The organism is Pseudomonas sp. 31-12, assembly GCF_003151075.1.
In the GTDB taxonomy this organism is placed as follows: domain Bacteria; phylum Pseudomonadota; class Gammaproteobacteria; order Pseudomonadales; family Pseudomonadaceae; genus Aquipseudomonas.
This window is the reverse complement of record NZ_CP029482.1, coordinates 5,111,499-5,136,294: the sequence shown is the minus strand read 5'-3', so window position 1 is coordinate 5,136,294 and position 24,796 is coordinate 5,111,499. Positions and strand designations below refer to the sequence as shown.

Sequence of the window (24,796 nt, the reverse complement as noted above, 5' to 3'; positions counted from 1 at the left end):
AGCACCATGAGCATTTCCCTTCGCGACCAGTTGCTCAAAGCAGGGCTGGTCAACCAAAAGCAGGCCAAACAGGTCGGCAAAGAGAAGCAGAAGCAGCAACGCCTGGCCCATAAAGGCCAGATTGAACTCGATGACTCGCAGCAACGTGCAGCTCAGGAAGCCATGGCCGAGAAGGTCAAGCGCGATCAGGAGCTGAACCGCCAGCAGCAGGAGAAAGTCGAGGCCAAGGCACGTGCGGCGCAGATCAAGCAATTGATCGAAGTCTCGCGCCTGCCGAAGCTGACCACCGAGGACTACTACAACTTCGTTGACGACAAGAAGGTCAAGCGCATCTCCGTCAACACGCTGATGCGTAACCAGTTGAGCAATGGCTTCCTGGCGATCGTGCACCACGCTGGCGGTTACGAAGTGATCCCCCGTGAGGCCGCCCTGAAGATCCAGGAACGCGATCCACAACGCATCGTGCAGATGAACGTCAAGAAGGAAGAAGTCGCTGCCGAGGACGATCCGTACGCGGCCTATCAGATCCCTGACGATCTGATGTGGTAAGCCTTTAACGGCTGCAACAACGACAAACCCCGCTCATGGCGGGGTTTGTCGTTTTCAATGCTGTAGTTGCTTATGCGGATCGGAGCGCTCGTTGCTGCTCCTGTTTTTCTAGTTCGGCCTTGTAGCTGTGGGCGTCGGTTTCGGAATGAAACATCCCCACCAGCATGTCTTGTTGATGTACATCCCAGATCCGGATACCGGCGGCGATGCCTTCATGGGATTTATGTGAATCGTCGCGTTCAGTTACTTTTACAGTCATCTGCTAGCTCCAATCTCTGTTATCTGCAGCAAGGCGTGTGCAGGACTCTGTTATATGTTTGGTTAGCCTGCTAAGTAAACGACTGAGTTCGGTGACGAATTTTTGCGAAATCGACAAAAGTCCTGCAGCCCGCCAAACACGCGGCATTCGGCCGCAGGGCGTTGAGTTTCATGACAAAAGCTTCATGTTCGCGACCAGGAAAATGCAGGTTTAACGCCGACCCTGTGGGAGCTAGCCTGCTGGCGATGACGGTGTTTCAGCCGATACATCTATTGCCTGGAAGTCCGCTATCGCGAGCAGGCTCACTCCCACAGGAATCGCGGCGTTCCACATTTTTTCAGGCACAAAAAAACGCCCCGAACCAGTCGGGGCGTTTTTGTGTGCTGCGAGACGGCGGGGAATTACTTGCCGGCCCAGCGCTTCAGTACCAGGGTGGCGTTGGTGCCACCGAAGCCGAAGCTGTTGCTCATCACGGTGTTGATGGTGGCGTCTTCGCGAGTCTTGGTCAGGATCGGCATGTCGGCCACTTCCGGGTCCAGTTCGTCGATGTTGGCGGAGCCCGCCATGAAGTTGCCTTCCATCATCAGCATGCAGTAGATCGCTTCGTGAACGCCGGCGGCGCCCAGGGAGTGACCCGACAGGCTCTTGGTGGAGCTGATGGCCGGGGCTTTGTCGCCGAACACTTCACGCACACCTTTCATTTCCGCGACGTCGCCGACCGGAGTCGAAGTGCCGTGGGTGTTCAGGTAGTCGATCGGAGTATCAACGGTGGACATGGCCATCTGCATGCAGCGGATAGCGCCTTCGCCGCTTGGAGCGACCATGTCGTAGCCGTCGGAGGTCGCGCCGTAGCCAACGATTTCCGCGTAAATCTTCGCGCCGCGGGCCAGAGCATGTTCCAGCTCTTCGACCACGACCATGCCGCCACCGCCGGCGATGACGAAACCGTCACGCTTGGCGTCGTAGGCACGGGAAGCTTTTTCCGGGGTTTCGTTGTACTGGCTGGACAGTGCGCCCATGGCGTCGAACAGGAACGACTGGCTCCAATGCTCTTCTTCACCACCGCCGGCGAACACGACGTCCTGCTTGCCCATCTGGATCTGTTCCATGGCGTTACCGATGCAGTGAGCACTGGTGGCGCAGGCAGACGCGATGGAGTAGTTCAGGCCCTTGATCTTGAACGGCGTGGCCAGGCAAGCGGAAACGGTGCTGCTCATGGTCCGCGTTACACGGTATGGGCCAACGCGCTTCACGCCTTTCTCGCGCAGGATGTCCAGCGCTTCCATCTGGTTCAGCGTGGAGGCACCACCGGAACCGGCGATCAGGCCGGTACGCGGGTTGGAGACTTGCTCATCGGTCAGGCCGGAGTCTGCGATGGCATCTTTCATGGCCAGGTAGGCGTACGCCGCCGCGTGGCCGACGAAGCGATAGATCTTGCGATCGATCAGCTCTTCGAGGGGAAGGTCAATGGAGCCGGAAACCTGGCTACGCAGACCCATTTCGGCATATTCCGGGTTGAACCGGATGCCAGGGCGGCTTGCACGCAGGTTAGCGGAGACGGTCTCTTTGTCATTGCCCAGGCAAGATACGATGCCCAGACCAGTGATAACGACGCGGCGCATGCGGATAACCCTTAGAAGTTGTCAGTGGAGGTAAAAACGCCGACCCGAAGGCCTTCGGCGGTGTAGATCTCGCGGCCGTCGACACTGACCGAACCATCGGCGATGGCCAGGTTCAGCTTGCCCTTGAGCACGCGCTTGATCTGAATGTTATAGGTGACTTTCTTGGCGGTCGGCAGGACCTGGCCAAAGAATTTCACTTCGCCCGAACCCAGCGCACGGCCGCGGCCCGGCAGACCTTGCCAGCCGAGGAAGAAACCGACCAGTTGCCACATGGCGTCGAGGCCCAGGCAGCCTGGCATCACCGGATCACCTTCGAAGTGGCAGGCGAAAAACCACAGGTCAGGAGTGATATCCAGCTCGGCGACCAATTCACCTTTGCCGTACTTGCCACCCTCGGCACTGATATGGGTGATGCGATCCACCATCAGCATGTTCGGGGCGGGCAGTTGTGCGTTACCTGGGCCGAACAGCTCACCGCGACTGCAGCGCAGCAGGTCTTCCCGAGTAAAGGCGTTTTGTTGGGTCATGCGAGCTCCTCAATAGTCCCATGCGGCAGGGTGGGGCAAATCTTCCCGGCCGACCGAGGCGTTCATGCCTCGAATCAGCAGCCTACTCATAGACTATTGCGTTGTGGTGAAAGTCACAGCACCAAGGACATGAATGTACACTTGTGCACTGAAATTATTATTCAAGCCCCTTTTCGGGCCTGTTCGGGTGCCTAAGACTGCCGCACTTTCGCCTTTCACGCCAGTCGCAGATGGTCGAAAGGCCTGCACTACTGCACCCAGCGCTGCAGAATTTGCTGCAGATCAGTGCGTTTGAACGGCTTGGCCAAGTAATCGTTCATTCCGGCGGATAAACATGCCTCACGATCACCCTGCAAGGCATTGGCAGTCAGGGCGATGATCGGCAAGTCTGCACAACCGGGCAACCGGCGGATCTGGCGGGTGGCTTCGTAGCCGTCGATGATCGGCAGTCGGCAATCCATCAGAATCGCTTCGAAAATCAGGCTCTCGGCACTTCGTACCGCCTGTGCGCCATCGGTCGCGACGCTGACAGTAAAGCCCAGGCTGCGCAACATTGCTTCGATGACCGTCTGGTTGACCGGGTTGTCCTCCACCAGCAGCACATTGCGCCCTTCGCCATGGCCGTCGCCAGCCTGGGTCCGTGGCTTCAATTCCGGCAGCGACTGCTTATACAGGGCCAGCGGGATTTCCAGTGTGAACACCGAGCCGCGGCCTTCTTCACTCTGCGCGCGCAAGGTGCCGCCCATGCGTTCGGCCAGTGTGCGGGCAATCGGCAATCCCAGCCCGGTGCCGCCGTAACGCCTTGAAATAGAACTGTCGGCTTGCTGGAACGCATTGAACATCAATTCCAGGCTTTCGGCCGAGATGCCAATCCCGCTGTCGCGCACGGTGCAGGTGAACCACAGCAGTTCGTGATCCAGTGACTGCCATTGTGGCTCGATGCTGACGCGGCCTTGCTCGGTGAACTTCAGCGCGTTGCCCACCAGGTTGACCAGAATTTGCCGGATCCGCGTCGGGTCGCCCTGAACCTGCAACGCGCGCATGTCCTCGGGAATCGCCAAGGCCAGATCGAGCCGGCGTTGCGCCGCGCTGTGCTGGAACGACTGGGCGCAGCTGCTGATCAAGTCTGCGAGATTGAACGGAATGTGTTCAAGCTCCAGTTCCGAACGCTCGATGCGCGAGAAGTCGAGAATGTCGTTGATGACTTTGAGCAGGTGTTCGGTGGACTCCGAAGCCAGCGCCGCATACTCGATCTGCTCCTCGGTCATATCGGTGGTTTCCAGCAGTTGCAGCATGCCCAGCACGCCATTCATCGGCGTGCGCAGTTCATGGCTCATCATCGCCAGGAAGTCGGATTTGGCGTTGTTGGCCTTTTCCGCTTCTTCGCGGGTCTGGATCAATTGCGCCATGGCCTGATGCTGCTCACGGCTGGCCTGCTCAAGGCCTTGGGCGAGGTTGTTGATGTGCTGCGACAACGCGCCCAATTCGGTGTCGTCGACGATAGGCAGCGGCGTTTTGTAGTCGCCGTCCTGAATCGCCTTCACGGCGTGGCCGATGTCGCGGATCGGCTGCGACAGGCTGCCGGCCAGGCGACGGGCCACCAGAAAGGTGAACAGCAGGGCGAACAAGGCGAGGATCCCGGCCTTGAACAGGATTTCCTGCTGGCGCTGGCTGAAGGCGTCATTGGACAAACCGACGATCACCCGGCCCAGATAGTCTTCGGGCGGCGCCGTGTTATCGGCTTTGCTGCCCTGGAAAAAATCATTGTTCAGGGCGATCCGTTGCAGCCGCACCGGTGCCTGGAACACTTCGACCTGATGCGAGCGAGCGTGGGTTTCCGACGGTTGCTCGACGTACACCAGAATCCGGTTGGCGCTGTCCTGGACTTCGAGAAAGCGCACGTTTGGCGTGGCCAGCGTGGCCTTGAGCAAGCTTTCGAGCACCTCGTTGTTGCCCGAGATCACCCCGTATTCCGTCGCGGGCGCCAGTTGGTTGGCGATCAGCTGGCCGGTGTGGTTGAGCTCCTGACGCAAGTCCTGGATCCGCACGAAGGTGAAGAAACTGATCAGCAGCAAGGTCAGCAACAGGGCGGGGCCGAGGCTGATGATCTGCGTGCGGGTATTGATGTCCCATCCGCGACGGAAGGTCATGGGCGGCGTTCTCCTTCGGTCAACTGTGCTGCGACAAACGCTTCAGTCACCTGTTCAATACCCAATGAACGAGCCACCTGCGGATTACTTAACACTTTGAAGTGTTGCGGATACAACGCACGCGGCCAGGCTGTGGGCGGGCGATTGAGCAATGCGTCGAGCACTTCCAGCCAATCGTTCTGATCGCTGTAGGTGCTGGCCAGGCTGCCGGCCTTGACGAACGCGGCGTTGGGGCCGACCAGCGCAAGTTGTCGCGAGTAGCTGCTCAACAGCAGGTTTTTTGCGGTTTTGGGGTTGTACAAATCGGAGTCGTCGAGGCCCAGCAGCACATCGCAGTTCTTCAGCAAATCCTGTAAGGGGCGGCTGTCGTTGGTGTTGTCCCATCGCTCGGCGATCACTTCAAGGCCCAACGCTTGTGCCGACAGACGCAATTCCGTGAGCAGGAATTCGCTGTGACTGTCGTACAGCACGCCGATGCGTCGGGCCTCGGGCAGGATGAGCCGGATCAGGCGCAATTGCCGATCCAGCGGTGGATCGCTCCAGAGCAGGCTGAGGTTCGTTGGAAAGTCAGCGCCGAAACGTTGGTGGGCTTGCAGGCGACTGATGCGCAGCACCAACGTCGGCGGACCTTGAGTCTCCTGCAGGCGCCAGTCGAGGCTCGGCAGATCGAGCAGGATCAAACGGGTATCGGCGGATAGTTTGCCCGGCGTCGGCAAGCTGTCCAGTGCCTGGAAACGCACGCTGTCGGCAGGGCGCATGCCGCTCAGCGCCTGCACAAAGGATTGCACGCCGGGACTGTCTTCGGTGCCGGTCAGCAGAATGTCGACGGCTTGTGCCGACAGGCTGCCGAACAGGCCGGCAAACGTCAGGCACAACCCTGCCAGCAGGCGGCCAAGGCTTGGCGACTTCCGCGACCGGCGATGCAGCATTTAAAACGTCAGCTCCGCGCTGAAGTAGAGCACCCGACGCTCGTCGTAGTTGTTGTCGACGAAGGTGGTGGGTTGATGGTCGAGGCGCTGCTGGAGCACACCGGCCAGTTCCAGGCTGGCCTTGCCCAGGCCGATGCGTTTGGCGATGCGCGTATCGACGCGTTCGAAGCGGTAGCCGTTGAGGGCGTCGTCCCCGTAATAGAAGAGGGCGCTGTTCCAGCCGTGACCCCAATTGCGCAGCCAGCCGGCGGAACCGCTGTTGCGCGCCGTCAGTTGCTCATCTTGCGGATTGCTCGCCTCGGCATCGACGTAGGCGTAAGTCAGGCGCAGCCGGTCGGCGCTGCTCAGGCGCCAGTCCAGCTGGGTTTCCGTGCCCTTGAAACGCGAGCTGTTGGAATTGCTGGCGATGTACTGATTGTTGCGCAGCGGCTCGCTGATCATGCCGCTGATTTCGTCGTAGAACAGCTTCACATCGACCGTCAGCCCAAGCTCCGCGAAGTAGCCGTTGTAGCCCAGCTCGCGCGAGCGCATGCGTTCCTGTTCGAGGTCGCCGGGGCCGCGGGTCTTGACGAAATAACGGGCGCTGGTCTGGCCGTAGGCACTGGGTCGCAGGTTGGTCACCTGGTAACTCCAGTTGACGTTGTTCTCGAACATGTCCGGGGAACGGATCGCTTCCGAGTACACCGCGCGCAGGCCGTGGCGCGGGTTGATCAGGTAATTGACCGCCACCCGCGGGGTCAACGAACTGCCGGTCAATTGCGTGTCTTCGAACATGGCTCCACCCTGCAGCAACCAGTGCTCGGTGGCGCGCCACTCGAGTTGGCCGAATGCCCGCCAGGTGGTGTCGTCGAGCGTGCCATTGAAGTAGGTTTCGGAATCTGCCCGGTCGTAACGATAGTTCATGCCACTGACCAGTCGCAGACTGTCGGACAGGCTGAGGGTGTCTTGCAGTTCAAGGTCGTAGCGCGACTCCCGTGCGCTCTGGTCGATGTCGCCACAGAGGGTTTGTCGGGCGCCGTTGCGCCATTGCGCCAGCACTTGATTGCCCAGCGCTTGTTCCGCCGCCGTGCCGGCCGGTGCGCCGGGCCCGGTAAAGCGTTCCATGTTGCGCGCCAGGCGTTCGGTGTAGTTCGGGTTGAGCTGCCAGAGTTCGGTCAGTTCCGGGCTGAACGAAACCTCGGCATCGCAGGCGCGCCAGGTCTGCTGGCGGTCCCAGTGCTGGGCCGAACCTTGGATATAAAGGCTGTGATCGGGATTGATATCCAGGTTCCAGCGCAACGAACCGGCGTAGTCCTTGGCGACGACGTCGGAATTGTTCCCGGCCGCGGTAATCCCGGAGAATACCGGGCGGTAGGTATAAGGCCGCTGGTTGGTCCCGTCCTTGGCGTTCAACTGCCAGTCGATGCTCTGGTTTTCGTTCAGCGTCTGGCTGACGGCCAGGTTGAAGCGGTTCAGACGGCGGCTGTCGCGATAATCGGCGCCGTTGCGATCGGTGTCGAAGCCGTCGTCTTCCTGGCCGGACAACGACAGGCGCAGGTCGCCGCCGTCCCACCCCGTGCCCTGGCTGGCATAAAAGTCGTTGATGCCGCGCTGGCCACGAGTGACTTTCATCCGCGTGCCGTGGCTGTCGGCCGGGTTGCGGGTGATGATGTTGACCACCGCCATCAGCGCATTGGCGCCATAGCTGACGGTGTTGGGGCCGCGGAAAACCTCGATGCGCTCGATGTCTTCCATGGCCACCGGAATATCACTCCAGTCCACCGTGGCCAGGCCGGCGCGGTATACCGAACGGCCGTCGATCAGCACCTGCATGCGCCGCGCTTCTGTGGCGTTGGTGCCGTGGTAATTCACCGTCGCCTGATTGCCGCTGATATTGCCGACCATCATGCCCGGCACCAGCCGCAGCAATTCGCTGATGTCCCGCGCGCCGCTGGCGTTGATCAGCTCGCTGTCGATCACCGTCATGCTCCCCGGGACGGCGGCCGGCGACTGCTTCAGGCGGGTGGCCGTGAGCACTTGCGGCAGCGTTTCGTTGTCGAGGAACAAGTCGTCGGCCAGCAATGGCGAGCTGAAAATCAGTGCCAGAACCAGCGGCGAGCGGGGTGAAGGGGAGCCAAACGACACGAAACGTCCTTGATAACGATGAGTTGGCGCGCATGTTAACCGAGCTGGTCGACTTTTCCATTCACGATGCCGGCATTTTCCTAGGATTTATTGGTCTTCTTCCTACAAGTATCGGTAATTGATGCGGGGGCTGGCCGCCACTGGGACGCTCCGTATAATGCCGACATCGCCACTGGTATGGATTAACGGATTGCATATGACTGAACAGCGCCCAATTGCGGTCCTGGGGGGCGGAAGTTTTGGTACCGCCGTGGCTAATCTGTTGGCCGAGAACGGGCATCAGGTCCGGCAGTGGATGCGTGATCCCGAACAGGCCGAGTCCATTCGGGTCAATCGCGAGAACCCGCGTTACCTCAAAGGCATCAAGATTCTTCCGGCAGTCGAACCGGTGACCGACTTGCAAGCGACCCTGGACGCCTGCGACCTGTGCTTTGTCGCGCTGCCGTCCAGCGCGCTGCGCTCGGTACTGGTCCCGCACGCCGACCGTTTGAACGGCAAATTGCTGGTCAGCCTGACCAAAGGCATCGAAGCCCACACCTTCAAGCTGATGAGCGAGATCCTCGAGGAAATCGCCCCGCAAGCGCGCATCGGCGTGCTGTCCGGGCCGAACCTGGCCCGTGAAATCGCCGAACACGCGCTGACCGCCACGGTGGTCGCCAGCGAAGACGAAGAACTCTGCCAACGAGTCCAGGAAGCGCTGCATGGTCGCACCTTCCGCGTTTACGCCAGCGCCGACCGTTTTGGCGTGGAGTTGGGCGGGGCACTGAAAAATGTGTACGCGATCATCGCCGGCATGGCGGTGGCGCTGGGCATGGGCGAAAACACCAAGAGCATGCTGATCACTCGCGCGTTGGCGGAAATGACCCGCTTCGCGGTGAATCAGGGCGCCAACCCGATGACGTTCCTGGGGCTGGCCGGCGTGGGCGACTTGATCGTCACGTGCTCGTCGCCGAAAAGCCGCAACTACCAGGTCGGGTTTGCCCTCGGCCAGGGGTTGAGCCTTGAAGATGCGGTCACCCGCCTGGGCGAAGTCGCCGAAGGCGTGAACACGCTCAAGGTGCTCAAGGCCAAGGCTCAGGAAGTGGGCGTCTACATGCCGCTGGTCGCCGGGTTGCACGCGATCCTGTTCGAAGGGCGCACGCTCAATCAAGTGATTGAACTGTTGATGCGCGGCGAACCCAAAACCGATGTCGACTTCATTTCCACCAGCGGTTTCAACTGATCACGCTTTCCAGGGAGATGCACATGAACGATCCGAAAGAGCCCACCTACGAGTCCATTCTGCTGCGGGTGTTATGGATGATCGTCTTCTTGCTGGTCTGGCAAGTGGCGCAGTTCATCCTCGGCGCGGTGGTGCTGGTGCAACTGATCTATCGTTTGATTTATGGCGCCCCGAGCGCCAGCCTGATGAACTTCGGCGACAGCCTGAGCCAGTTCCTGGCGCAGATCGGTCGTTTCGGCACCTTCCACAGCGACCAGAAACCCTGGCCGTTCGCCGACTGGCCGACGCCGCGTACTCCGGAAGGCGAAGCGCCGCACGCCGTGCCGCCAGCGCCACATCCGGCCCGAGATGAGGAGCCGAAACTATGAAACTCTGGGTATTGCGTCATGGTGAAGCCGAGCCACACGGCAGTCGTCCTGATTCCGAGCGGGCATTGACCGCCCACGGTCGTGAAGAAGTGCTGCGCACCGCCGCCGAGTTGATCGGCCAGCCGATTACCGCGATTTATGCCAGTCCTTTCCTGCGAGCGCAGGAGACCGCGCAGCTGGTACGCGAAGCGCTGGGCTTCCAGCCAGAGATCCGCACCGTTGAATGGTTGACCCCCGACAATCGTCCGCAAGCGGTGGCCGAGCAGTTGGTGTCTGTCGATCACGCGCTGCTGGTCAGTCATAACCCGCTGGTGGGCAATTTGCTGGGTTACCTGCAGAACGGGCATGTGCAAGATCCGGAAGCGGTGAAAACGGCCGGCCTTGCAGAACTCGAAGGTGACTTGCCGCTGGCCGGTGCGATGAAACTCAAAGGCATCAAACACCCGTAACCCTGGTGTTTCCGAGGGGGGATGGTGGGTGCCCGAAACATGTGAGCGACACTGATCAAGTGTGGGAGCGGGCTTGCTCGCGAAGAGGGAGTGTCAGTCGCTATCAATGTTGCCTGACACACCGCTTTCGCGAGCAAGCCCGCTCCCACAGGTTCTGCTGCGCCCCTGTTTTTTTGTGTGAAATAGTCAACCAAGCAACCGCTTGGTTGACTACGCTTGCTCCAGACCAAAAATAAAGGAGCGAGTCGCATGTCTGCTGCTTTTCGTTTGCCGCTGGACGTCTTTTACGAGCGTGAAGCCCGTCATCCCCGCCAGCGGTATCTGGTCCAGCCTACCGGCGGCGGACAAGTCGAGACCCTGACCTGGGCCGACGTCGGCCATCAGGCTCGCTGCGCCGCGCACTGGCTGCGGGCCCGCGAACTGCCCCAAGGCAGCCACATCGCCCTGATCTCGAAAAACTGTGCCCACTGGATCATCGCCGACCTGGCAATCTGGATGGCCGGCCACGTTTCAGTGCCGCTGTACCCGAACCTCACGGCCGAATCCGTGGCGCAAGTGCTTCAACACTCAGAAGCGGCGCTGGCGTTCATCGGTAAACTCGATGACTGGCCGGGCATGTCCCGCGGGGTCAGCGCCGACCTGCCGACCATCAGCCTGCCACTGCATCCCCCTGGCACCTTTGATTTCAGCTGGGCCGACCTGCAGCGCAGTTCCCCGATCCAGGATGACCCCAAACCCGCCGCCGATCAGTTGGCGACCATCATTTACACCTCCGGCACCACCGGGCTGCCCAAAGGCGTGATGCACAGCTTCGGCAATCTTGGGTTCGCCACCACGCGCGGCACTCAACTGTTTGGCCTCAATGAGTCGGACCGATTGCTGTCCTACCTGCCGCTGTGCCACGTTGCCGAGCGGATGTTTGTCGAGTTGGCGTCGATCTACACCGGGCAAACCGTGTTCTTTGCCGAGAGCCTCGACACCTTCCTCACCGATTTGCAGCGCGCGCGGCCGACCGCGTTGTTTGGCGTGCCGCGGATCTGGACCAAGTTCCAGATGGGCGTGTACAGCAAGATCCCGGCAAAACGCCTCGACTTCCTGCTCGGGCTGCCCTTCATCGGCAAGCGGGTCGGGCACAAAGTGCTCGCCGGGTTGGGGCTGGATGCGTTGCGCGTGGCGTTGTCCGGCGCCGCACCCGTGCCGCAGACCTTGTTGCTGTGGTATCGCAAATTGGGGCTGGACGTGCTGGAGGTCTACGGCATGACCGAGAGCTGCGGTTACTCCCACATCGGCCGCCCCGGGGACGATAAACCCGGCTGGATCGGCAAGCCTTGCCCGGAAGTTGAAGTGCGGATCGCCGACTCCGGCGAAGTCATGGTGCGCAGCGGCGCGACCATGCTTGGTTATTTCAAGGACCCTGAGAAAACCGCAGAAACCATCACCGAGGACGGCTTCCTGCGCACCGGTGACAAGGGCGAGCAAGATACCGAAGGCTACCTGCGCCTGACCGGGCGGCTGAAAGAAATCTTCAAGACCAGCAAAGGCAAATACGTCGCCCCGGCGCCGATCGAAAACCGGCTGGCGGTGCATTCGCGGATCGAACAGGTGTGCGTGGTCGGCGATGGTTTGAGTGCGCCGCTGGGGTTGTGCGTGCTGTCCGCTGTCGGTCAGCAGGATGCCAGCGGAACGGCGCGGGCGGGGCTGCATTCAAGCCTGGAAAAACTGCTGGAGGAGGTCAATGGCGGGCTCGACAAACACGAGCGCTTGCGTCGGTTGGTGGTGGTCAAGGACAGTTGGGCGGTGGAAAACGGCTTCCTGACGCCGACCCTGAAGATCAAGCGCAACGTGATCGAAGCGGCGTACGGCGCTCGCTTCGAAGAATGGAGCGAGCGCAGCGAGGCGGTGCTGTGGCAGGATTGAGCGACGAATAAAACCAACAAAGGAAAGCAACGATGAGTTTGTGGCGTACCACTCCCAACGTCGAGCAGTTGAACGCAATCCAGAAAAACACCATCGGCGAAGTGCTGGATATTCGCTTCGAAGCCTTTGATGAGGAATCCCTGACCGCGAGCATGGTCATCGACCACCGCACGCATCAGCCATACGGTTTACTGCACGGCGGCGCCTCGGTGGTGCTGGCTGAAACGGTCGGTTCCATGGCCAGTTACCTGTGCATCGATGCGAGCAAGTTCTATTGCGTGGGTCTGGAAATCAACGCCAACCACTTGCGAGGTCTGCGCAGCGGGCGAGTGACGGCGGTGGCCAAGCCGATTCACATTGGGCGCACGACCCATGTCTGGGACATTCGCTTGACCAGCGATGAGGGCAAGGCCAGTTGCGTGTCGCGGTTGACCATGGCGGTTGTGCCATTGGGCGAGAATCCACCGGCTCGCTGAGAGTGTGTTTCTTCAATTCATTCCCCCCCTCACCCTAACCCTCTCCCCAAGGGGCGAGGGGACTGACCGAGTTGTTTCTGGAGCTACATCGACCTGAAATATTGAGTCGAACTCAGGTCTGGAAGCCAACGCAGATCTGCTCCCTTTCCCCCTCTCCCCCGTGGGGAGAGGGCTGGGGTGAGGGGGGATTCATCTGACACGCCATTCCCTTGACCGGACTGTCATCATTCCTGGCACTTACAGTCATTGCCGCAGGCTCGCGTCTTACGGACAATCAACCCCTGTTCTCGCTCATGGATTTGCCGGTATGTCGCAACAGATATTTTTCGCCCACGCCAATGGATTTCCGTCGGGCACCTACGGCAAGTTGTTCGCGGCGCTGGCGCCCGAGTATCAGGTGACGCATCTGGAACAGCACGCCCACGATCCGCGTTTCCCGGCGGACGACAATTGGCGCAACCTGGTGGACGAACTGATCCATCACCTCAAACAGCAACCGGAACCGGTCTGGGGCGTCGGTCACTCCTTCGGCGGTGTGTTGCACCTGCACGCGGCGTTGCGTTGCCCTGAACTGTATCGCGGTGTGGTGATGCTCGATTCGCCGGTGTTGACCCGTGCCGATCAATGGGTGATCCGTGCTGCCAAGCGCTTCGGTTTCATCGACCGTCTGACCCCGGCCGGTCGCACGCTGGGACGCCGGGAAGAGTTCGCCGATCTGGAAGCGGCGCGACTGTATTTCGCGGGTAAAACCCTGTTCCGCAGCTTCGATCCGGAATGCTTCGACGCATACCTGCAACACGGTTTGCAAAAAGTCGGCGACAAGCTGCGCCTGCGTTTCGACCCGGCCACGGAAATCAGCATCTACCGTGGCGTCCCGCACACCAGTCCAGGCCAGGCACGGCAGTTGAAAGTGCCGCTGGCGGTGGTGCGTGGGCACAAGAGCCGGGTGGTGATGCGTCATCACGCAAGCTCCGTCGGGCGCATGCCGTTGGGTGAGTCCCTGACCATGCCCGGCGGCCACATGTTTCCCCTCGAACGTCCGCAAGACACCGCCGCGCTGCTGAAAAACCTGTTTAGCCGCTGGGAAGGTCGTCGCCAGCAGGATTGCGCATGAGCCACGTCGTCGAAGAAGTTCGCCTGAGCCTGCCGCACATCGAACTGGCCGCGCATTTGTTCGGCCCCGAAGACGGCCTGCCGGTGATCGCCTTGCACGGCTGGCTGGACAACGCCAACAGCTTTGCCCGGTTGGCACCGAAGCTCAAAGGCCTGCGCATCATCGCGCTGGACATGGCCGGTCACGGTCACTCCGGGCATCGCCCGACCGGTGCCGGTTACGCGATGTGGGATTACGCCCACGACGTGCTGCAAGTGGCCGAACAGTTGGGCCTGAAGCGTTTTGCACTGATGGGGCACTCCATGGGCGCGATCGCTTCGTTGATCATCGCCGGGTCGATGCCGGAACGCGTCACGCATCTGGCGTTGATCGACGGCATCATTCCTCCTACGGACAAAGGCGAAAATGCCGCCGAACGCATGGGCATGGCCCTGCAAGCGCAGCTGGATTTGCGGGAAAAACGCAAACCGGTCTACAACACCCTGGACCGTGCCATCGAGGCTCGCATGAAAGGTTTGGTGGCGGTCAGTCGCGAAGCGGCCGAGCTGTTGGCCCAACGGGGTTTGATGCCGGTGCCGGGCGGTTACACCTGGCGCACCGACAACCGTCTCACGCTGCCGTCGCCGCTGCGTCTTACCACCGAACAGGCGATGGCCTTCGTCCAGCGGGTCAGTTGTCCTGCGTTGTTGGTGGTTGCAGCGGACGGCATGCTCGCCAAACATCCCGAGTTGCTGGAGCGTCTACCCTTTAGCCGTGAACAGCTGCCCGGCGGCCATCATTTGCACCTGAATGACGAACCCGGCGCCGACCTTGTCGCAGACTGTTTCAATAGGTTCTTCGCCGTTCCTTGACTTGCGCCGGGCAACTGTCGAGGCTGGGCGGGTTGAAATGGGAGACAACCATGATAGATCTCTACACCGCTGCGACCCCGAATGGCCACAAGGTCTCTATCGTGCTCGAGGAACTCGGCCTGCCCTACACGGTGCACGCCTTGAGTTTCGACAAAAAGGAACAGAAGTCACCGGACTTCCTCAAGATCAATCCCAATGGCCGGATTCCGGCGATTGTCGACCGCGCCAACGGCGATTTTGCCGTGTTCGAATCCGGCGCTATCCTGATTTACCTCGCTGAGCTGAGCGGCAAACTGCTGCCCAAGGACCCGAAGGGGCGCTCGGTCGTCCTGCAATGGCTGATGTTCCAGATGGGTGGGATCGGCCCGATGCAGGGCCAGGCCAACGTGTTTTTCCGCTACTTTCCGGAAAAGCTCCAGGGCGCCATCGACCGCTATCAACATGAAACCCGCCGCCTCTATGAGGTGCTCGATACGCGCCTGCAAGCCGTGGAGTTCTTGGCGGGTGAGTACAGCATTGCCGACATCGCCACCTATCCTTGGGTGCGGGGCCATGAGTGGTCCGGTGTCGAGGTGGACGGTTTGCCGGCCTTGCAACGCTGGATGGCGACCATGGAAGCGCGTCCGGCGGTCCAGCGCGGTTTGCTGGTGCCCGAGCGCATCGATGATGCCAGTGTCGTCAAAGGTGCCCAGGCCATGCTGATCCGATGAGTCTATCCATGCGTTCATTCAGTGTGCTGGCGCTGTGTTGTTTCAGCCCCATGTTATTTGCCGCCGATGTCCCGGGCAGTCAGGACTTGCCGATCGTGCCGCGCATGGCCGATGCGCAGATCGTCGACTATCGCCCGGCGGTGGAACTCGAGCGGATTTATCCGCTGGGTTCGATCCGTAAAATCAGTGGCCAGTTGCGCTTCGATGGGCAGGTCAGCGCGCGCGGGCAAACCACCTCGGTAACCTACGAGTTGCCGCCGGAACACTCCTCCAACGATGCCTTCACTGCGGCGCGTGAAGCCTTGCAGAAGCAGGGCGCCGAGTTGCTGTTCTGGTGCCAGGCGCGCGATTGCGGCGAAAGCAGCCTGTGGGCCAACGAAGTGTTCACCAACGCCAAGCTCTATGGCGCCGATGATCAACAGGCGTATTTGCTGCTGCGACTGGCGGCGCCACAGGACAACACGCTCGTCGCGCTTTACAGCATCACTCGCGGCAATCGCAAAGCTTACCTGCACGTCGAACAATTCGACGCCGCGGCGCCGCTGGGCGATTTGCTGCCGACGTCGGCGACCTTGCTGCGAGAGCTGAAAAGTACCGGTGTACTCGATTTCCCCACATTGAGCGCCGATCCTGATGCCACCTGGCTGCGGTTGCTTTCCCGCGGGTTGAACCTGGATACCACGTTGCGGGTCAGTGTTTCCGGGCCGAATGCCGAAGCCTGGCGCCAGGCGCTGATCGGGCAGGGCGTGCGCGCTGCGCGAATGGAAGCCGGCAGCGTCGAAAGCCCTGGCCTGCACATCGAACTGTTGCGATAAGCTTCATCAGGCGAACGCGGTTGGCGCGTTCGCCTGTTCTTTGTGGACTGATTTTTTCGAGAACCTACATGCTCAATAACGATCGGCTGTTGGTGCAGATTCTGCTCCTGGTGCTGTTTGGCGCGAGCCTCTGGGTGATGGCGCCGTTCTGGTCGGCCTTGTTCTGGGGCGCGGTGCTGGCGTTCGCCAGTTGGCCGCTGATGCGGTTGCTGACCCGCTGGCTCAATGGCCGGGAATCCCTGGCCGCGCTGGTGCTGACACTCGGCTGGATGTTGCTGGTGGCGGTGCCACTGGTCTGGCTCGGGTTCAACCTTGCGGACCACGTGCGTGACGCCACGGCGCTGATCAAGGATGTGCAGATGGACGGTTTGCCGGAGGCACCGACCTGGCTGGGGGGTGTGCCTTTGGTGGGCGAGCGGTTGGTGGTGATCTGGAACAGCATCGATCAGCAAGGCGCGGCGATGATGGTCGCGGTCAAACCTTATCTGGGCCAGGTCGGCAACTGGCTGCTGGCGCGCAGTGCACAGATTGGCGGCGGGATTCTCGAGCTGACGTTGAGCATTGTGTTCGTGTTCTTTTTCTACCGCGACGGGCCGCGGTTGGCGGCGTTTGTCCATGGCTTGCTGCAGCGGCTGATTGGCGATCGCGCCGGCTATTACATTGATCTGGTGGCGGGCACCGTGCAGCGGGTGGTGAACGGGGTGATCGGCACGGCGGCGGCGCAGGCAGTCCTGGCGTTGATCGGGTTCCTGATTGCCGGCGTGCCCGGAGCGCTGGTGTTAGGCATCGTGACTTTCATGCTCAGCCTGATTCCGATGGGGCCACCGTTAGTGTGGATTCCGGCCACGGCGTGGCTGGCCTGGAACGGCGAGTACGGGATGGCGGTGTTCCTCGGGTGCTGGGGCACGTTTATCATCAGCGGCGTCGACAACGTGCTGAAGCCATATCTGATCAGCCGGGGCGGGAATTTGCCGTTGGTGATCGTGTTGCTGGGCGTGTTTGGCGGTTTGATTGCGTTTGGGTTTATCGGCTTGTTTATCGGGCCGACGTTGCTGGCGGTTGCGTACAGTCTGTTGACGGACTGGAGCAAGAGTCATGCGCGGGTAGAGGATCGCCAGCCTTAATCGTATGTCGTGGCTGATGGCCTCTTCGCGAGCAAGCTCGCTCCCACAGGGATCTGGATGTAACACACGAAAGCGTGAACACCACTGAATCCTGTGGGAGCGGGCTTGCCCGCGAAGCTTTTGACTCAGGTCGATACGTTCAGGTACTTGCCCACGCTCGCCACGTTATCAAGCGAATACTGCTTGCTCAGGTTGGCGATCATTTTGTTCAGCGCTTCATTGACGTTGAACTGCGTGGTGGAGCTGTCGCTGGTTTTCTCGCGACCCGCTTGCAACGCCGCTTGCAGTTCATCGCTGCTGACCGCGCCACTGCTGTCACTGTCCAGCACCTTGAGCAATGCGGCGCTGGTGTCGGTGCTGGTTGATGAGGTGTTGTTGCTGGCCTGCAACGCGCTGCTCAATTCGGTGGCGGTCACGCTGCCGTCGCTGTCCGCATCCAACTGGCTGAACAATTCTTCGCTGGACACCTGCTGTGGCGGCGGTGGCGGTGGTGCCATTGCCGCCATTTCCTCGCTGCTCAGGCTGCCGCTGTCGTCGCTGTCAAGGTCGCCAAAGTTTTTGCTCAGGCTGACCAGAAGACCCTCATCGGTTTTCTGCGACAGAGCGCTTTTGAGCTCGTCCTGATCCACCGCGCCGTCGCTGTTGCTGTCGAGCTTGGCGAACAGTTCTTTCTGGAATTGCTGGCTGCGGGCGCTGTTGGTTGAGGTGCTGCTGGTGCTGGTAAAGCTCGTGTAATTGCTGACGCTACCAATCATTGGGCTCACTCCCTGGGATGGAAAGCCGGCGGGTGCACCGGCTTATGCAGCGTCAAGGGGCAAGGTGTCGTGGGTGTGTGGGGTTTGTACCGAGTGGTACACATGCGCAGGAATCAAAAGCGCCGCAAACCCTGTGGGAGCGAGCCTGCTCGCGATAGCGGTGTGTCAGTCAACATCAATGGCGACTGATACACCGCTATCGCGAGCAGGCTCGCTCCCACAAGGGATTTTGGGGGGGGCTCAGGTGCGGGGTAGGTGGATGACGGCGGTGAGACCGTCGCCGGGTGTTTCTTCCAGGCTCAACTGACCACCCAGCCGGTCCGCCGCTTCGCGGGCAATGGTCATGCCCAGGCCGACGCCGCCCGAGTTGCGATTGCGCGAACCTTCCAGCCGAAAGAACGGCTCGAACACCGCTTCACGCTTATCCGCCGCAATACCGGGGCCGTGGTCGATGACGCGGATCACCAGTTGCTCGCGGTTGTCTTCCAGAGTAATCCGCGCATGCCCGGCATAGCGCAGGGCATTGTCCAGCAGATTATTGATGCATGAGCGCAAGGCCATCGGCTGCACTTGCAACGGTGCGCAGTGGCCGCTGGTCTGGACATCGGCACCCTGATCCTGGGCGTTTTCGCTCAACGATTCCACCAGCGCCTGCACGTCCATCCATTGTTCGGCTTCGCTGGTGCGCTGTTCGTGCAAATAGGTGAGGGTGGCGTCGAGCATGCTGATCATGTCGTCCAGATCCTGGCGCATCTGGCCCTGCAGCTTGTCGTCGTCGATCTGTTCCAGACGCAACTTGAGACGTGAGAGCGGCGTGCGCAGGTCGTGGGACACTGCGCCGAGCATCCGCGAGCGCTGCTGCACCTGCTCGATAATGCGTTTCTGCATCAGATTGAAGGTGTAGGCCGCTTGCCGAGCTTCCCGTGGGCCGGATTCATCCAGCGGCGGGCTGTCGAGGTTTTCGCTCAAGCGCTCAGCGGCGTCGCTCAAGCGCTGGATCGGTCGACTCAGCAGTTTGGCACCGTACCAGGCGGCAATGATCAGCGAGACAAACTGGAACGTCAGCGGCACCAACGGTCCGCCGAACCAGGGCCGTGGCGGTCGGTTTTCGAAGCGCGGGTCCATCGGCGGACGCTGACCGTCGATGCCTTGGGAAAACGCCGGTGGCGGCGGAGGCGGCGGAGGGCCGTAATGGTGAAACCAGGCAAACGCCAACAGGTGCGCCAGGATGATCGCCAGCAACAGCACGCCAAACAGGCGGCCGAACAGCGTATCGAAGCGCGCCCGCATCAGCCGATGTCCCTCGCGTCGAACAGATAACCCTCACCGCGAACGGTCTTGATCAGCTGCGGGGCTTTTGGGTCATCGCCGAGCTTCTGGCGCAGGCGCGAGACCAGCAAGTCGATGCTGCGATCAAACGCTTCAATCGAACGACCACGGGCGGCATCCAGCAGTTGTTCGCGGCTGAGCACCCGACGCGGACGTTCGATGAACACCCAGAGCAGGCGGAATTCAGCGTTCGACAACGGCACCACCAGGCCATCAGCGGCAATCAGCTGACGCAGCACGCTGTTCAGGCGCCAGTTGTCGAAGCGAATATTCGCACGCTGTTCAGTACGGTCGTCGCGCACTCTACGCAGAATGGTCTGAATCCGCGCGACCAGTTCTCGCGGTTCGAAGGGCTTGGCCATGTAGTCATCGGCGCCCAGTTCCAGGCCGATAATGCGGTCAGTGGGTTCGCAGCGCGCGGTGAGCATCAGGATCGGAATGTCAGACTCGGCGCGCAGCCAGCGGCACAGCGACAACCCGTCTTCACCGGGCAGCATCAGGTCGAGCACCACCACGTCGAAATGCTCCGCTTGCAGTGCCAGGCGCATGGCGGCGCCGTCGGTGACGCCGCTGGCGTGAATATTGAACCGGGCCAGGTAGTCGATCATCAGTTCGCGGATCGGGACGTCATCGTCAACGATCAGGGCGCGAATGCTCCAGCGTTTGTCGTCAGCGGGCGCTTTTTGATCGTCATTCAGAGGTGCTGGAGTGCTGTGCATGCGTGTGTTCATCTGCCAGGTAGGCTGCCAACCACAAAGATGGGCTGCGAGGTTGTGGTTCCAGCATAGGCGTCCGGCCCGGAGGCGGGAAGTGCTGTAAGGACGTGTTGCGGCTGCCGAGGGTAGCGAGCAAGGATGTTGTGGGCGTGTCGTGTGTGTATCGAACTCGACACAATCGCTGCAGGGGCTAGGCTTGCTTGAGTCTTCGGGACGATTTACCGATCATCGGGTCCCGCAGTGGCGCTGGTTCCGCTACAATGCGCGCCGATTTCGTCCTGCCTGAGAGCCCGCACATGTCCGTCTGCCAGACTCCTATCATCGTCGCCCTGGATTTCCCTACCCGTGACGCCGCACTGAAGCTGGCCGACCAGTTGGACCCGAAGCTGTGTCGGGTCAAAGTAGGCAAGGAACTGTTCACCAGCTGCGCCTCGGAAATCGTCGGCACCCTGCGTGACAAGGGTTTCGAAGTGTTCCTGGACCTCAAGTTCCACGACATCCCGAACACCACCGCCATGGCGGTTAAAGCGGCGGCGGAGATGGGCGTGTGGATGGTCAATGTGCACTGCTCCGGCGGTCTGCGCATGATGGCCGCCTGCCGTGAAGTGCTCGATCAGCGTACCGGCCCTAAACCGCTGTTGATCGGCGTGACCGTGCTGACCAGCATGGAGCGTGAAGATCTGGCGGGTATCGGCCTGGACATCGAGCCACAGGAGCAGGTGCTGCGCCTGGCCGCACTGGCGGAAAAAGCCGGGATGGACGGTCTGGTGTGCTCGGCCCTGGAAGCCCAGGCCCTGAAATCGGCGCACCCGTCGCTGCAACTGGTGACCCCGGGGATTCGCCCGGCGGGCAGCGCCCAGGACGATCAGCGCCGTATCCTGACGCCGCGTCAGGCGCTGGATGCCGGTTCCGATTACCTGGTGATTGGTCGTCCGATCAGCCAGGCGGCGGATCCGGCCAAGGCGTTGGCTGCCGTAGTCGCCGAACTCGCCTGACCAAACGCTGAAGATCAAATGTGGGAGCGGGCTTGCTCACGAAGGCGGTGTATCAGTCAATATTAATGTCGACTGACACTCCTCTTCGCGAGCAAGCCCGCTCCCACATTGGTTTGTGGTGCGTTGAAATATCGGGTTAAACCTTCAGAACCAACTTCCCGAAATTCTCGCCGCTGAACAACTTCATCAGCGTCTCCGGGAACGTCTCCAGCCCTTCAACAATATCTTCCTTGCTCTTGAGCTGCCCCTTGGCCATCCAACCTGCCATTTCCTGTCCGGCGGCGGCGAACTGCGCGGCGTAGTCCATCACCACGAAACCTTCCATCCGCGCGCGGTTGACCAGCAACGACAGGTAGTTGGCCGGGCCCTTGACCGCTTCCTTGTTGTTGTACTGGCTGATCGCGCCACAAATCACCACGCGCGCTTTCATGGCCAGGCGACCCAGCACCGCGTCGAGAATATCGCCGCCGACGTTATCGAAATACACGTCGACGCCTTTCGGGCATTCACGCTTCAGGCCCGCATGCACGTCTTCGTTCTTGTAGTCGATGACGCCGTCAAACCCCAGTTCATCGATCAGGAACTTGCACTTGTCCGCGCCGCCCGCGATGCCGATCACACGGCAGCCTTTTATCTTGGCGATCTGCCCGGCAATGCTTCCCACTGCACCGGCGGCGCCGGACAGCACCACAGTGTCACCTTCTTTCGGTGCGCCGACATCGAGCAGCGCGAAGTAGGCGGTCATCCCGGTCATGCCCAGTGCGGACAGGTAACGCGGCAGCGGTGCCAGTGTCGGATCGACCTTGTAGAAACCTCGTGGCTCGCCGAGGAAATAATCCTGCACGCCCAGTGCACCGTTGACGTAGTCCCCGACCGCGAAGCCGGGATTGTTCGAGGCAACGACTTTGCCTACACCCAATGCGCGCATGACTTCGCCGATACCGACCGGAGGAATGTAGGACTTGCCCTCGTTCATCCAGCCACGCATGGCCGGGTCCAGGGACAGGTATTCGTTTTTGACCAGGATCTGACCCGCAGCCGGTTCGCCGACTGGCACTTCTTGATAGGTAAAGGTCTCGCGGGTAGCCGCGCCCACCGGACGTTTGGCAAGCAGGAACTGGCGATTGGTCTGGGAAGTCATGACAGGCACTCAAGATGAATGAAGCTTTGTTGATAGCCCTTCATGATCGATGCCGCAAGTTTGGCTGATGCGGCGAATGCACATCGATCCAGTGCAGTGATAGTCAGTGCCGCCGCTCTATCACTGCAACTCATGGGCAAACAACCGGGCTTCTGATAGTGCTGCCGTGTCATACACCCCGTGGCTAGACTGGAAACACGCGATCCCCCGCATTCTTCTCTTTGAGGGCATAACAATGAGCATGACGTTTTCCGGCCAGGTCGCTGTGGTGACCGGCGCTGCCAACGGTATCGGCCGCGCGACCGCCCAGGCATTCGCCGCTGAAGGGTTGAAAGTGGTGGTGGCCGACATGGACACGGCCGGGGGCGAAGGCACCGTGGCGCTGATTCGTACAGCAGGTGGCGAAGCGACCTTCGTGCGCTGCAACGTCACGCTGGAAAGCGATGTAAAAAATCTGATGGACGAAGTGGTGAATACCTACGGTCGTCTCGACTATGCCTTCAACAACGCCGGCATCGAGATCGAAAAAGGCAAACTGGCAGAAGGCACGATCGATGAGTTCGACGCGATCATGGGCGTCAACGTCAAAGGCGTCTGGTTGTGCATGAAGTACCAGTTGCCGTTGTTGCTGGCCCAGGGCGGCGGTGCGATCGTCAACACCGCGTCGGTGGCGGGCCTCGGTGCGGCGCCGAAGATGAGCATATACGCGGCGTCGAAACATGCGGTGATCGGCCTGACCAAGTCGGCGGCCATCGAATACGCCAAGAAGAAGATTCGTGTGAACGCGGTCTGCCCGGCGGTGATCGACACCGACATGTTCCGTCGTGCCTATGAAGCGGACCCGAAGAAGGGCGAGTTCGCCAACGCCATGCACCCGGTCGGCCGCATCGGCAAGGTCGATGAAATCGCCAGCGCGGTGCTGTATCTGTGCAGCGATGGCGCGGCGTTTACCACAGGTCACTCCCTGGCCGTGGACGGTGGTGTTACGGCGTTCTGATAAACAAGGTTGTAGCGTAGGAAAAAGCCCGCATTCGTGCGGGCTTTTTCATGGTTCCGAGAAAGGGATGAACATTGTGTTTCAAATGGTTAGAACCGAGGGTTTTGGCGGCGTTGTCGCACATCCGATCAAGCAGACCTGTGATTAACTGTTTCCCGCAAATGGACAGGAGTTTGCTTGCTCATGGAATTGAGAATCGATCGACAGGCATTGGTGCCGGTCGTACAGCAAATCGTCGATGCGTTGGCCGTCTGGCTCCGTCAGAGCGAGGTGCTGCCAGGGACGCGTTTACCTTCTTCGCGGCACATCGCGCGGGTCAATCTGCTTAGTCAGTCCTGCGTCGTCGAAGCCTGTGAGCGGCTGGTGACTCAAGGTGTACTGGCCTCGCGTCATGGCGCCGGATTCATCGTCGCCACGCCGGCGCTGGCCGTTCAGGGGCAACAGGATTGTTTCTGGTTCGAAGGGGCGGACGTGAAACAGGGCGGTCTCTCGAGAGAACTCAGACTGGGTTGTGGCGGGTTGCCCGAAAGCTGGCGCGAAACGGACGACCTGAGCTACGCGATTCGTCAGGTCAGCCGTACCGACATGGCCGGGTTGTTCAACTACAGCCCATCACGGGGCCTGCCTGCCTTGCGTCTGCAAATCCTCAAACGCCTTGGACAGCTCAGTGTCGACGTGGACGAAAACCGTATTCTGACCACAGCAGGTGCCAGTCAGGGGCTCGACCTGATCGTGCGCACCTTGCTCAAGCCGGGTGATTGCGCGGTGGTGGAAAGTCCGGGGTATCCGTTGCTGTTCGACCTGCTCAGGCTGCACGGCGTGACCATGATCGAGGTGCCGCGCACCCCGCGCGGGCCTGACACGGCACGGCTTGAAGCGTTGCTGGTGAAGCACAGGCCCCGCGCGCTATTCATCAACAGCCTCTACCACAACCCGACGGGCAGCTGCCTGACGCCCGCGGTGGCGCAGCAGGTTTTGCATCTGACCAAAACCCATGGCGTGCTGGTGATTGAGGATGACGTCTATGCGGATTTGCACGGCGGCCCCGGGACTCGCCTCGCTGCGTTGGGTATCGATGACAACGTGATCTACATTGGCAGCTACTCGAAAACCCTCAGCAGTTCATTGCGGGTCGGCTTTGTCGTGGCCAGTGAGGAGGTTGTTTCGCGACTGGCCGAGGTCAAGATGATCAGCAGCATGGGCGCCTCAAGGTTCTGCGAGTCGGTGCTGGCTTGTCTGTTGGCCAGCGGTGCTTATCGCAAACTGGTCCAGCGTCAGCGCCAGCGTTTGAATACGGACCGAGAGGCGGCCTTGCAAGTGCTCGAAGACGCCGATTGGGAGGTTTTCGGCAAGCCAGCCGGTGGACTGTTCATCTGGGCGCGATCGCGCATGTCCGACTACGCTCAGGTGCGCAAACAGGCCAGGCGCTTCGGTGTGCTGCTGTCTTCTGCCACGGCCTTCAGTCCTGACGGCCAGGCCAATGACTGGCAGCGCATCAACGTGGCTTATGCCTGCGATCCCCGAGCCCGGGCATTTTTTCAGGCAACCGCTGCGAATCGACCTAAAACGTTCTGAAAACGACGTGGGCGTAGCTTTTTGCCATTATTCCGACGCCAGAGACTTGTGCTGGCGTATGCCCATTGCGAATCTGCGTCAA

24 protein-coding genes are annotated in these 24,796 nt (G+C 60.7%); 14 read left to right on the top strand and 10 right to left on the bottom strand.

Annotated features, from left to right (window positions below; translation table 11 throughout):
• The first annotated feature begins 6 nt into the window (after positions 1 to 6).
• Positions 7 to 549 (top strand): DUF2058 domain-containing protein, encoded by a 543-nt coding sequence (locus DJ564_RS24255; RefSeq protein ID WP_109633931.1) that lies wholly within the window; start codon positions 7 to 9, stop codon positions 547 to 549.
• Positions 550 to 619: 70 nt separating this feature from the next.
• Here the strand turns inward: DJ564_RS24255 and DJ564_RS24250 are convergent, their stop codons facing one another.
• The 6 genes from DJ564_RS24250 to DJ564_RS24225 form a co-directional block, all read right to left on the bottom strand.
• Positions 620 to 808, bottom strand: coding sequence for a hypothetical protein (locus DJ564_RS24250; RefSeq protein WP_010457086.1), 189 nt, complete (start codon positions 806 to 808; stop codon positions 620 to 622).
• 401 nt (positions 809 to 1,209) lie between these two features.
• Positions 1,210 to 2,430, bottom strand: a complete 1,221-nt coding sequence (gene fabB / locus DJ564_RS24245; protein WP_109633929.1) for a beta-ketoacyl-ACP synthase I — start codon at positions 2,428 to 2,430, stop codon at positions 1,210 to 1,212.
• 11 nt (positions 2,431 to 2,441) lie between these two features.
• Complete coding sequence (fabA, locus tag DJ564_RS24240) at positions 2,442 to 2,957, bottom strand: 3-hydroxyacyl-[acyl-carrier-protein] dehydratase FabA (protein ID WP_008148022.1); 516 nt, start codon at positions 2,955 to 2,957, stop codon at positions 2,442 to 2,444.
• 248 nt (positions 2,958 to 3,205) lie between these two features.
• Positions 3,206 to 5,107, bottom strand: coding sequence for an ATP-binding protein (locus DJ564_RS24235; protein WP_109633927.1), 1,902 nt, complete (start codon positions 5,105 to 5,107; stop codon positions 3,206 to 3,208).
• Positions 5,104 to 6,036, bottom strand: coding sequence for an ABC transporter substrate-binding protein (locus tag DJ564_RS24230; RefSeq protein ID WP_109633926.1), 933 nt, complete (start codon positions 6,034 to 6,036; stop codon positions 5,104 to 5,106). Before DJ564_RS24230 ends, DJ564_RS24235 begins: the two co-directional genes overlap by 4 nt.
• Complete coding sequence (locus DJ564_RS24225) at positions 6,037 to 8,160, bottom strand: TonB-dependent siderophore receptor (RefSeq protein ID WP_109633924.1); 2,124 nt, start codon at positions 8,158 to 8,160, stop codon at positions 6,037 to 6,039.
• A 196-nt stretch (positions 8,161 to 8,356) separates the two neighbouring features.
• On the opposite strand from DJ564_RS24225, the gene DJ564_RS24220 reads away from it, so the two are divergent.
• The 10 genes from DJ564_RS24220 (at position 8,357) to DJ564_RS24170 (ending at position 17,206) form a co-directional block, all read left to right on the top strand.
• On the top strand, positions 8,357 to 9,382 hold the full coding sequence (locus tag DJ564_RS24220) for an NAD(P)H-dependent glycerol-3-phosphate dehydrogenase (protein ID WP_109633922.1): 1,026 nt from the start codon (positions 8,357 to 8,359) through the stop codon (positions 9,380 to 9,382).
• A gap of 23 nt (positions 9,383 to 9,405) precedes the next feature.
• Positions 9,406 to 9,750, top strand: coding sequence for a DUF4389 domain-containing protein (locus DJ564_RS24215; RefSeq protein ID WP_109633920.1), 345 nt, complete (start codon positions 9,406 to 9,408; stop codon positions 9,748 to 9,750).
• Entirely contained in the window at positions 9,747 to 10,199 is a 453-nt protein-coding gene (gene sixA / locus DJ564_RS24210) for a phosphohistidine phosphatase SixA (protein ID WP_109633918.1), read from the top strand. Before DJ564_RS24215 ends, sixA begins: the two co-directional genes overlap by 4 nt.
• Before the next feature lie 249 nt (positions 10,200 to 10,448).
• Positions 10,449 to 12,116 (top strand): AMP-binding protein, encoded by a 1,668-nt coding sequence (locus DJ564_RS24200; protein ID WP_109633916.1) that lies wholly within the window; start codon positions 10,449 to 10,451, stop codon positions 12,114 to 12,116.
• 32 nt (positions 12,117 to 12,148) lie between these two features.
• Positions 12,149 to 12,592, top strand: coding sequence for a hotdog fold thioesterase (locus DJ564_RS24195; protein WP_109633914.1), 444 nt, complete (start codon positions 12,149 to 12,151; stop codon positions 12,590 to 12,592).
• A gap of 307 nt (positions 12,593 to 12,899) precedes the next feature.
• Entirely contained in the window at positions 12,900 to 13,706 is an 807-nt protein-coding gene (locus DJ564_RS24190; RefSeq protein ID WP_162556236.1) for an alpha/beta fold hydrolase, read from the top strand.
• Positions 13,703 to 14,557, top strand: a complete 855-nt coding sequence (locus DJ564_RS24185) for an alpha/beta hydrolase (RefSeq protein ID WP_010457064.1) — start codon at positions 13,703 to 13,705, stop codon at positions 14,555 to 14,557. The genes DJ564_RS24190 and DJ564_RS24185 overlap by 4 nt, the downstream gene beginning before the upstream one ends.
• Before the next feature lie 50 nt (positions 14,558 to 14,607).
• Positions 14,608 to 15,267, top strand: coding sequence for a glutathione S-transferase family protein (locus tag DJ564_RS24180; protein ID WP_109633910.1), 660 nt, complete (start codon positions 14,608 to 14,610; stop codon positions 15,265 to 15,267).
• Between the two features lie 8 nt (positions 15,268 to 15,275).
• Positions 15,276 to 16,082, top strand: a complete 807-nt coding sequence (locus DJ564_RS24175) for a DUF4892 domain-containing protein (protein WP_109633908.1) — start codon at positions 15,276 to 15,278, stop codon at positions 16,080 to 16,082.
• A gap of 68 nt (positions 16,083 to 16,150) precedes the next feature.
• Entirely contained in the window at positions 16,151 to 17,206 is a 1,056-nt protein-coding gene (locus DJ564_RS24170) for an AI-2E family transporter (protein WP_109633906.1), read from the top strand.
• A 125-nt stretch (positions 17,207 to 17,331) separates the two neighbouring features.
• Here the strand turns inward: DJ564_RS24170 and xopAW are convergent, their stop codons facing one another.
• The 3 genes from xopAW to DJ564_RS24150 form a co-directional block, all read right to left on the bottom strand.
• Positions 17,332 to 17,961, bottom strand: a complete 630-nt coding sequence (xopAW, locus tag DJ564_RS24165; RefSeq protein WP_109633905.1) for an EF-hand domain-containing protein — start codon at positions 17,959 to 17,961, stop codon at positions 17,332 to 17,334.
• A 240-nt stretch (positions 17,962 to 18,201) separates the two neighbouring features.
• Positions 18,202 to 19,251 (bottom strand): HAMP domain-containing sensor histidine kinase, encoded by a 1,050-nt coding sequence (locus DJ564_RS24155; protein WP_109633903.1) that lies wholly within the window; start codon positions 19,249 to 19,251, stop codon positions 18,202 to 18,204.
• Positions 19,251 to 20,009: a response regulator gene (locus DJ564_RS24150; RefSeq protein ID WP_077749216.1), complete on the bottom strand. Its 759-nt coding sequence runs from the start codon at positions 20,007 to 20,009 to the stop codon at positions 19,251 to 19,253. The genes DJ564_RS24155 and DJ564_RS24150 overlap by 1 nt, the downstream gene beginning before the upstream one ends.
• 293 nt (positions 20,010 to 20,302) lie before the next feature.
• Between DJ564_RS24150 and pyrF the strand changes: the two genes are divergently transcribed.
• Positions 20,303 to 21,001 (top strand): orotidine-5'-phosphate decarboxylase, encoded by a 699-nt coding sequence (gene pyrF, locus DJ564_RS24145; protein WP_027924005.1) that lies wholly within the window; start codon positions 20,303 to 20,305, stop codon positions 20,999 to 21,001.
• Positions 21,002 to 21,137: 136 nt separating this feature from the next.
• Here the strand turns inward: pyrF and DJ564_RS24140 are convergent, their stop codons facing one another.
• Positions 21,138 to 22,142 (bottom strand): NADP-dependent oxidoreductase, encoded by a 1,005-nt coding sequence (locus DJ564_RS24140; protein WP_109633901.1) that lies wholly within the window; start codon positions 22,140 to 22,142, stop codon positions 21,138 to 21,140.
• 235 nt (positions 22,143 to 22,377) lie between these two features.
• Between DJ564_RS24140 and DJ564_RS24135 the strand changes: the two genes are divergently transcribed.
• Together DJ564_RS24135 and DJ564_RS24130 are read left to right on the top strand one after the other, a co-directional pair.
• Positions 22,378 to 23,139, top strand: a complete 762-nt coding sequence (locus DJ564_RS24135) for an SDR family oxidoreductase (RefSeq protein ID WP_109633899.1) — start codon at positions 22,378 to 22,380, stop codon at positions 23,137 to 23,139.
• Positions 23,140 to 23,322: 183 nt separating this feature from the next.
• Positions 23,323 to 24,714 carry a PLP-dependent aminotransferase family protein gene (locus tag DJ564_RS24130; RefSeq protein ID WP_109633897.1) on the top strand — a complete coding sequence of 464 codons (1,392 nt, stop codon included), beginning with the start codon at positions 23,323 to 23,325 and terminating at the stop codon, positions 24,712 to 24,714.
• Positions 24,715 to 24,796: the final 82 nt, after the last annotated feature.

Coding starts and splice junctions, on each gene's coding strand:
- DJ564_RS24170 (WP_109633906.1), top strand. CDS start 16,151: ATGCTCAATAACGATCGGCTGTTGGTGCAGATTCTGCTCCTGGTGCTG.
- DJ564_RS24235 (WP_109633927.1), bottom strand. CDS start 5,107: ATGACCTTCCGTCGCGGATGGGACATCAATACCCGCACGCAGATCATC.
- sixA (WP_109633918.1), top strand. CDS start 9,747: ATGAAACTCTGGGTATTGCGTCATGGTGAAGCCGAGCCACACGGCAGT.
- fabA (WP_008148022.1), bottom strand. CDS start 2,957: ATGACCCAACAAAACGCCTTTACTCGGGAAGACCTGCTGCGCTGCAGT.
- DJ564_RS24140 (WP_109633901.1), bottom strand. CDS start 22,142: ATGACTTCCCAGACCAATCGCCAGTTCCTGCTTGCCAAACGTCCGGTG.
- DJ564_RS24150 (WP_077749216.1), bottom strand. CDS start 20,009: ATGCACAGCACTCCAGCACCTCTGAATGACGATCAAAAAGCGCCCGCT.
- DJ564_RS24155 (WP_109633903.1), bottom strand. CDS start 19,251: ATGCGGGCGCGCTTCGATACGCTGTTCGGCCGCCTGTTTGGCGTGCTG.
- DJ564_RS24180 (WP_109633910.1), top strand. CDS start 14,608: ATGATAGATCTCTACACCGCTGCGACCCCGAATGGCCACAAGGTCTCT.
- DJ564_RS24250 (WP_010457086.1), bottom strand. CDS start 808: ATGACTGTAAAAGTAACTGAACGCGACGATTCACATAAATCCCATGAA.
- DJ564_RS24190 (WP_162556236.1), top strand. CDS start 12,900: ATGTCGCAACAGATATTTTTCGCCCACGCCAATGGATTTCCGTCGGGC.
- DJ564_RS24215 (WP_109633920.1), top strand. CDS start 9,406: ATGAACGATCCGAAAGAGCCCACCTACGAGTCCATTCTGCTGCGGGTG.
- DJ564_RS24195 (WP_109633914.1), top strand. CDS start 12,149: ATGAGTTTGTGGCGTACCACTCCCAACGTCGAGCAGTTGAACGCAATC.
- DJ564_RS24130 (WP_109633897.1), top strand. CDS start 23,323: ATGGAATTGAGAATCGATCGACAGGCATTGGTGCCGGTCGTACAGCAA.
- DJ564_RS24255 (WP_109633931.1), top strand. CDS start 7: ATGAGCATTTCCCTTCGCGACCAGTTGCTCAAAGCAGGGCTGGTCAAC.
- fabB (WP_109633929.1), bottom strand. CDS start 2,430: ATGCGCCGCGTCGTTATCACTGGTCTGGGCATCGTATCTTGCCTGGGC.
- DJ564_RS24185 (WP_010457064.1), top strand. CDS start 13,703: ATGAGCCACGTCGTCGAAGAAGTTCGCCTGAGCCTGCCGCACATCGAA.
- DJ564_RS24175 (WP_109633908.1), top strand. CDS start 15,276: ATGCGTTCATTCAGTGTGCTGGCGCTGTGTTGTTTCAGCCCCATGTTA.
- DJ564_RS24230 (WP_109633926.1), bottom strand. CDS start 6,036: ATGCTGCATCGCCGGTCGCGGAAGTCGCCAAGCCTTGGCCGCCTGCTG.
- DJ564_RS24220 (WP_109633922.1), top strand. CDS start 8,357: ATGACTGAACAGCGCCCAATTGCGGTCCTGGGGGGCGGAAGTTTTGGT.
- DJ564_RS24200 (WP_109633916.1), top strand. CDS start 10,449: ATGTCTGCTGCTTTTCGTTTGCCGCTGGACGTCTTTTACGAGCGTGAA.
- xopAW (WP_109633905.1), bottom strand. CDS start 17,961: ATGATTGGTAGCGTCAGCAATTACACGAGCTTTACCAGCACCAGCAGC.
- pyrF (WP_027924005.1), top strand. CDS start 20,303: ATGTCCGTCTGCCAGACTCCTATCATCGTCGCCCTGGATTTCCCTACC.
- DJ564_RS24135 (WP_109633899.1), top strand. CDS start 22,378: ATGAGCATGACGTTTTCCGGCCAGGTCGCTGTGGTGACCGGCGCTGCC.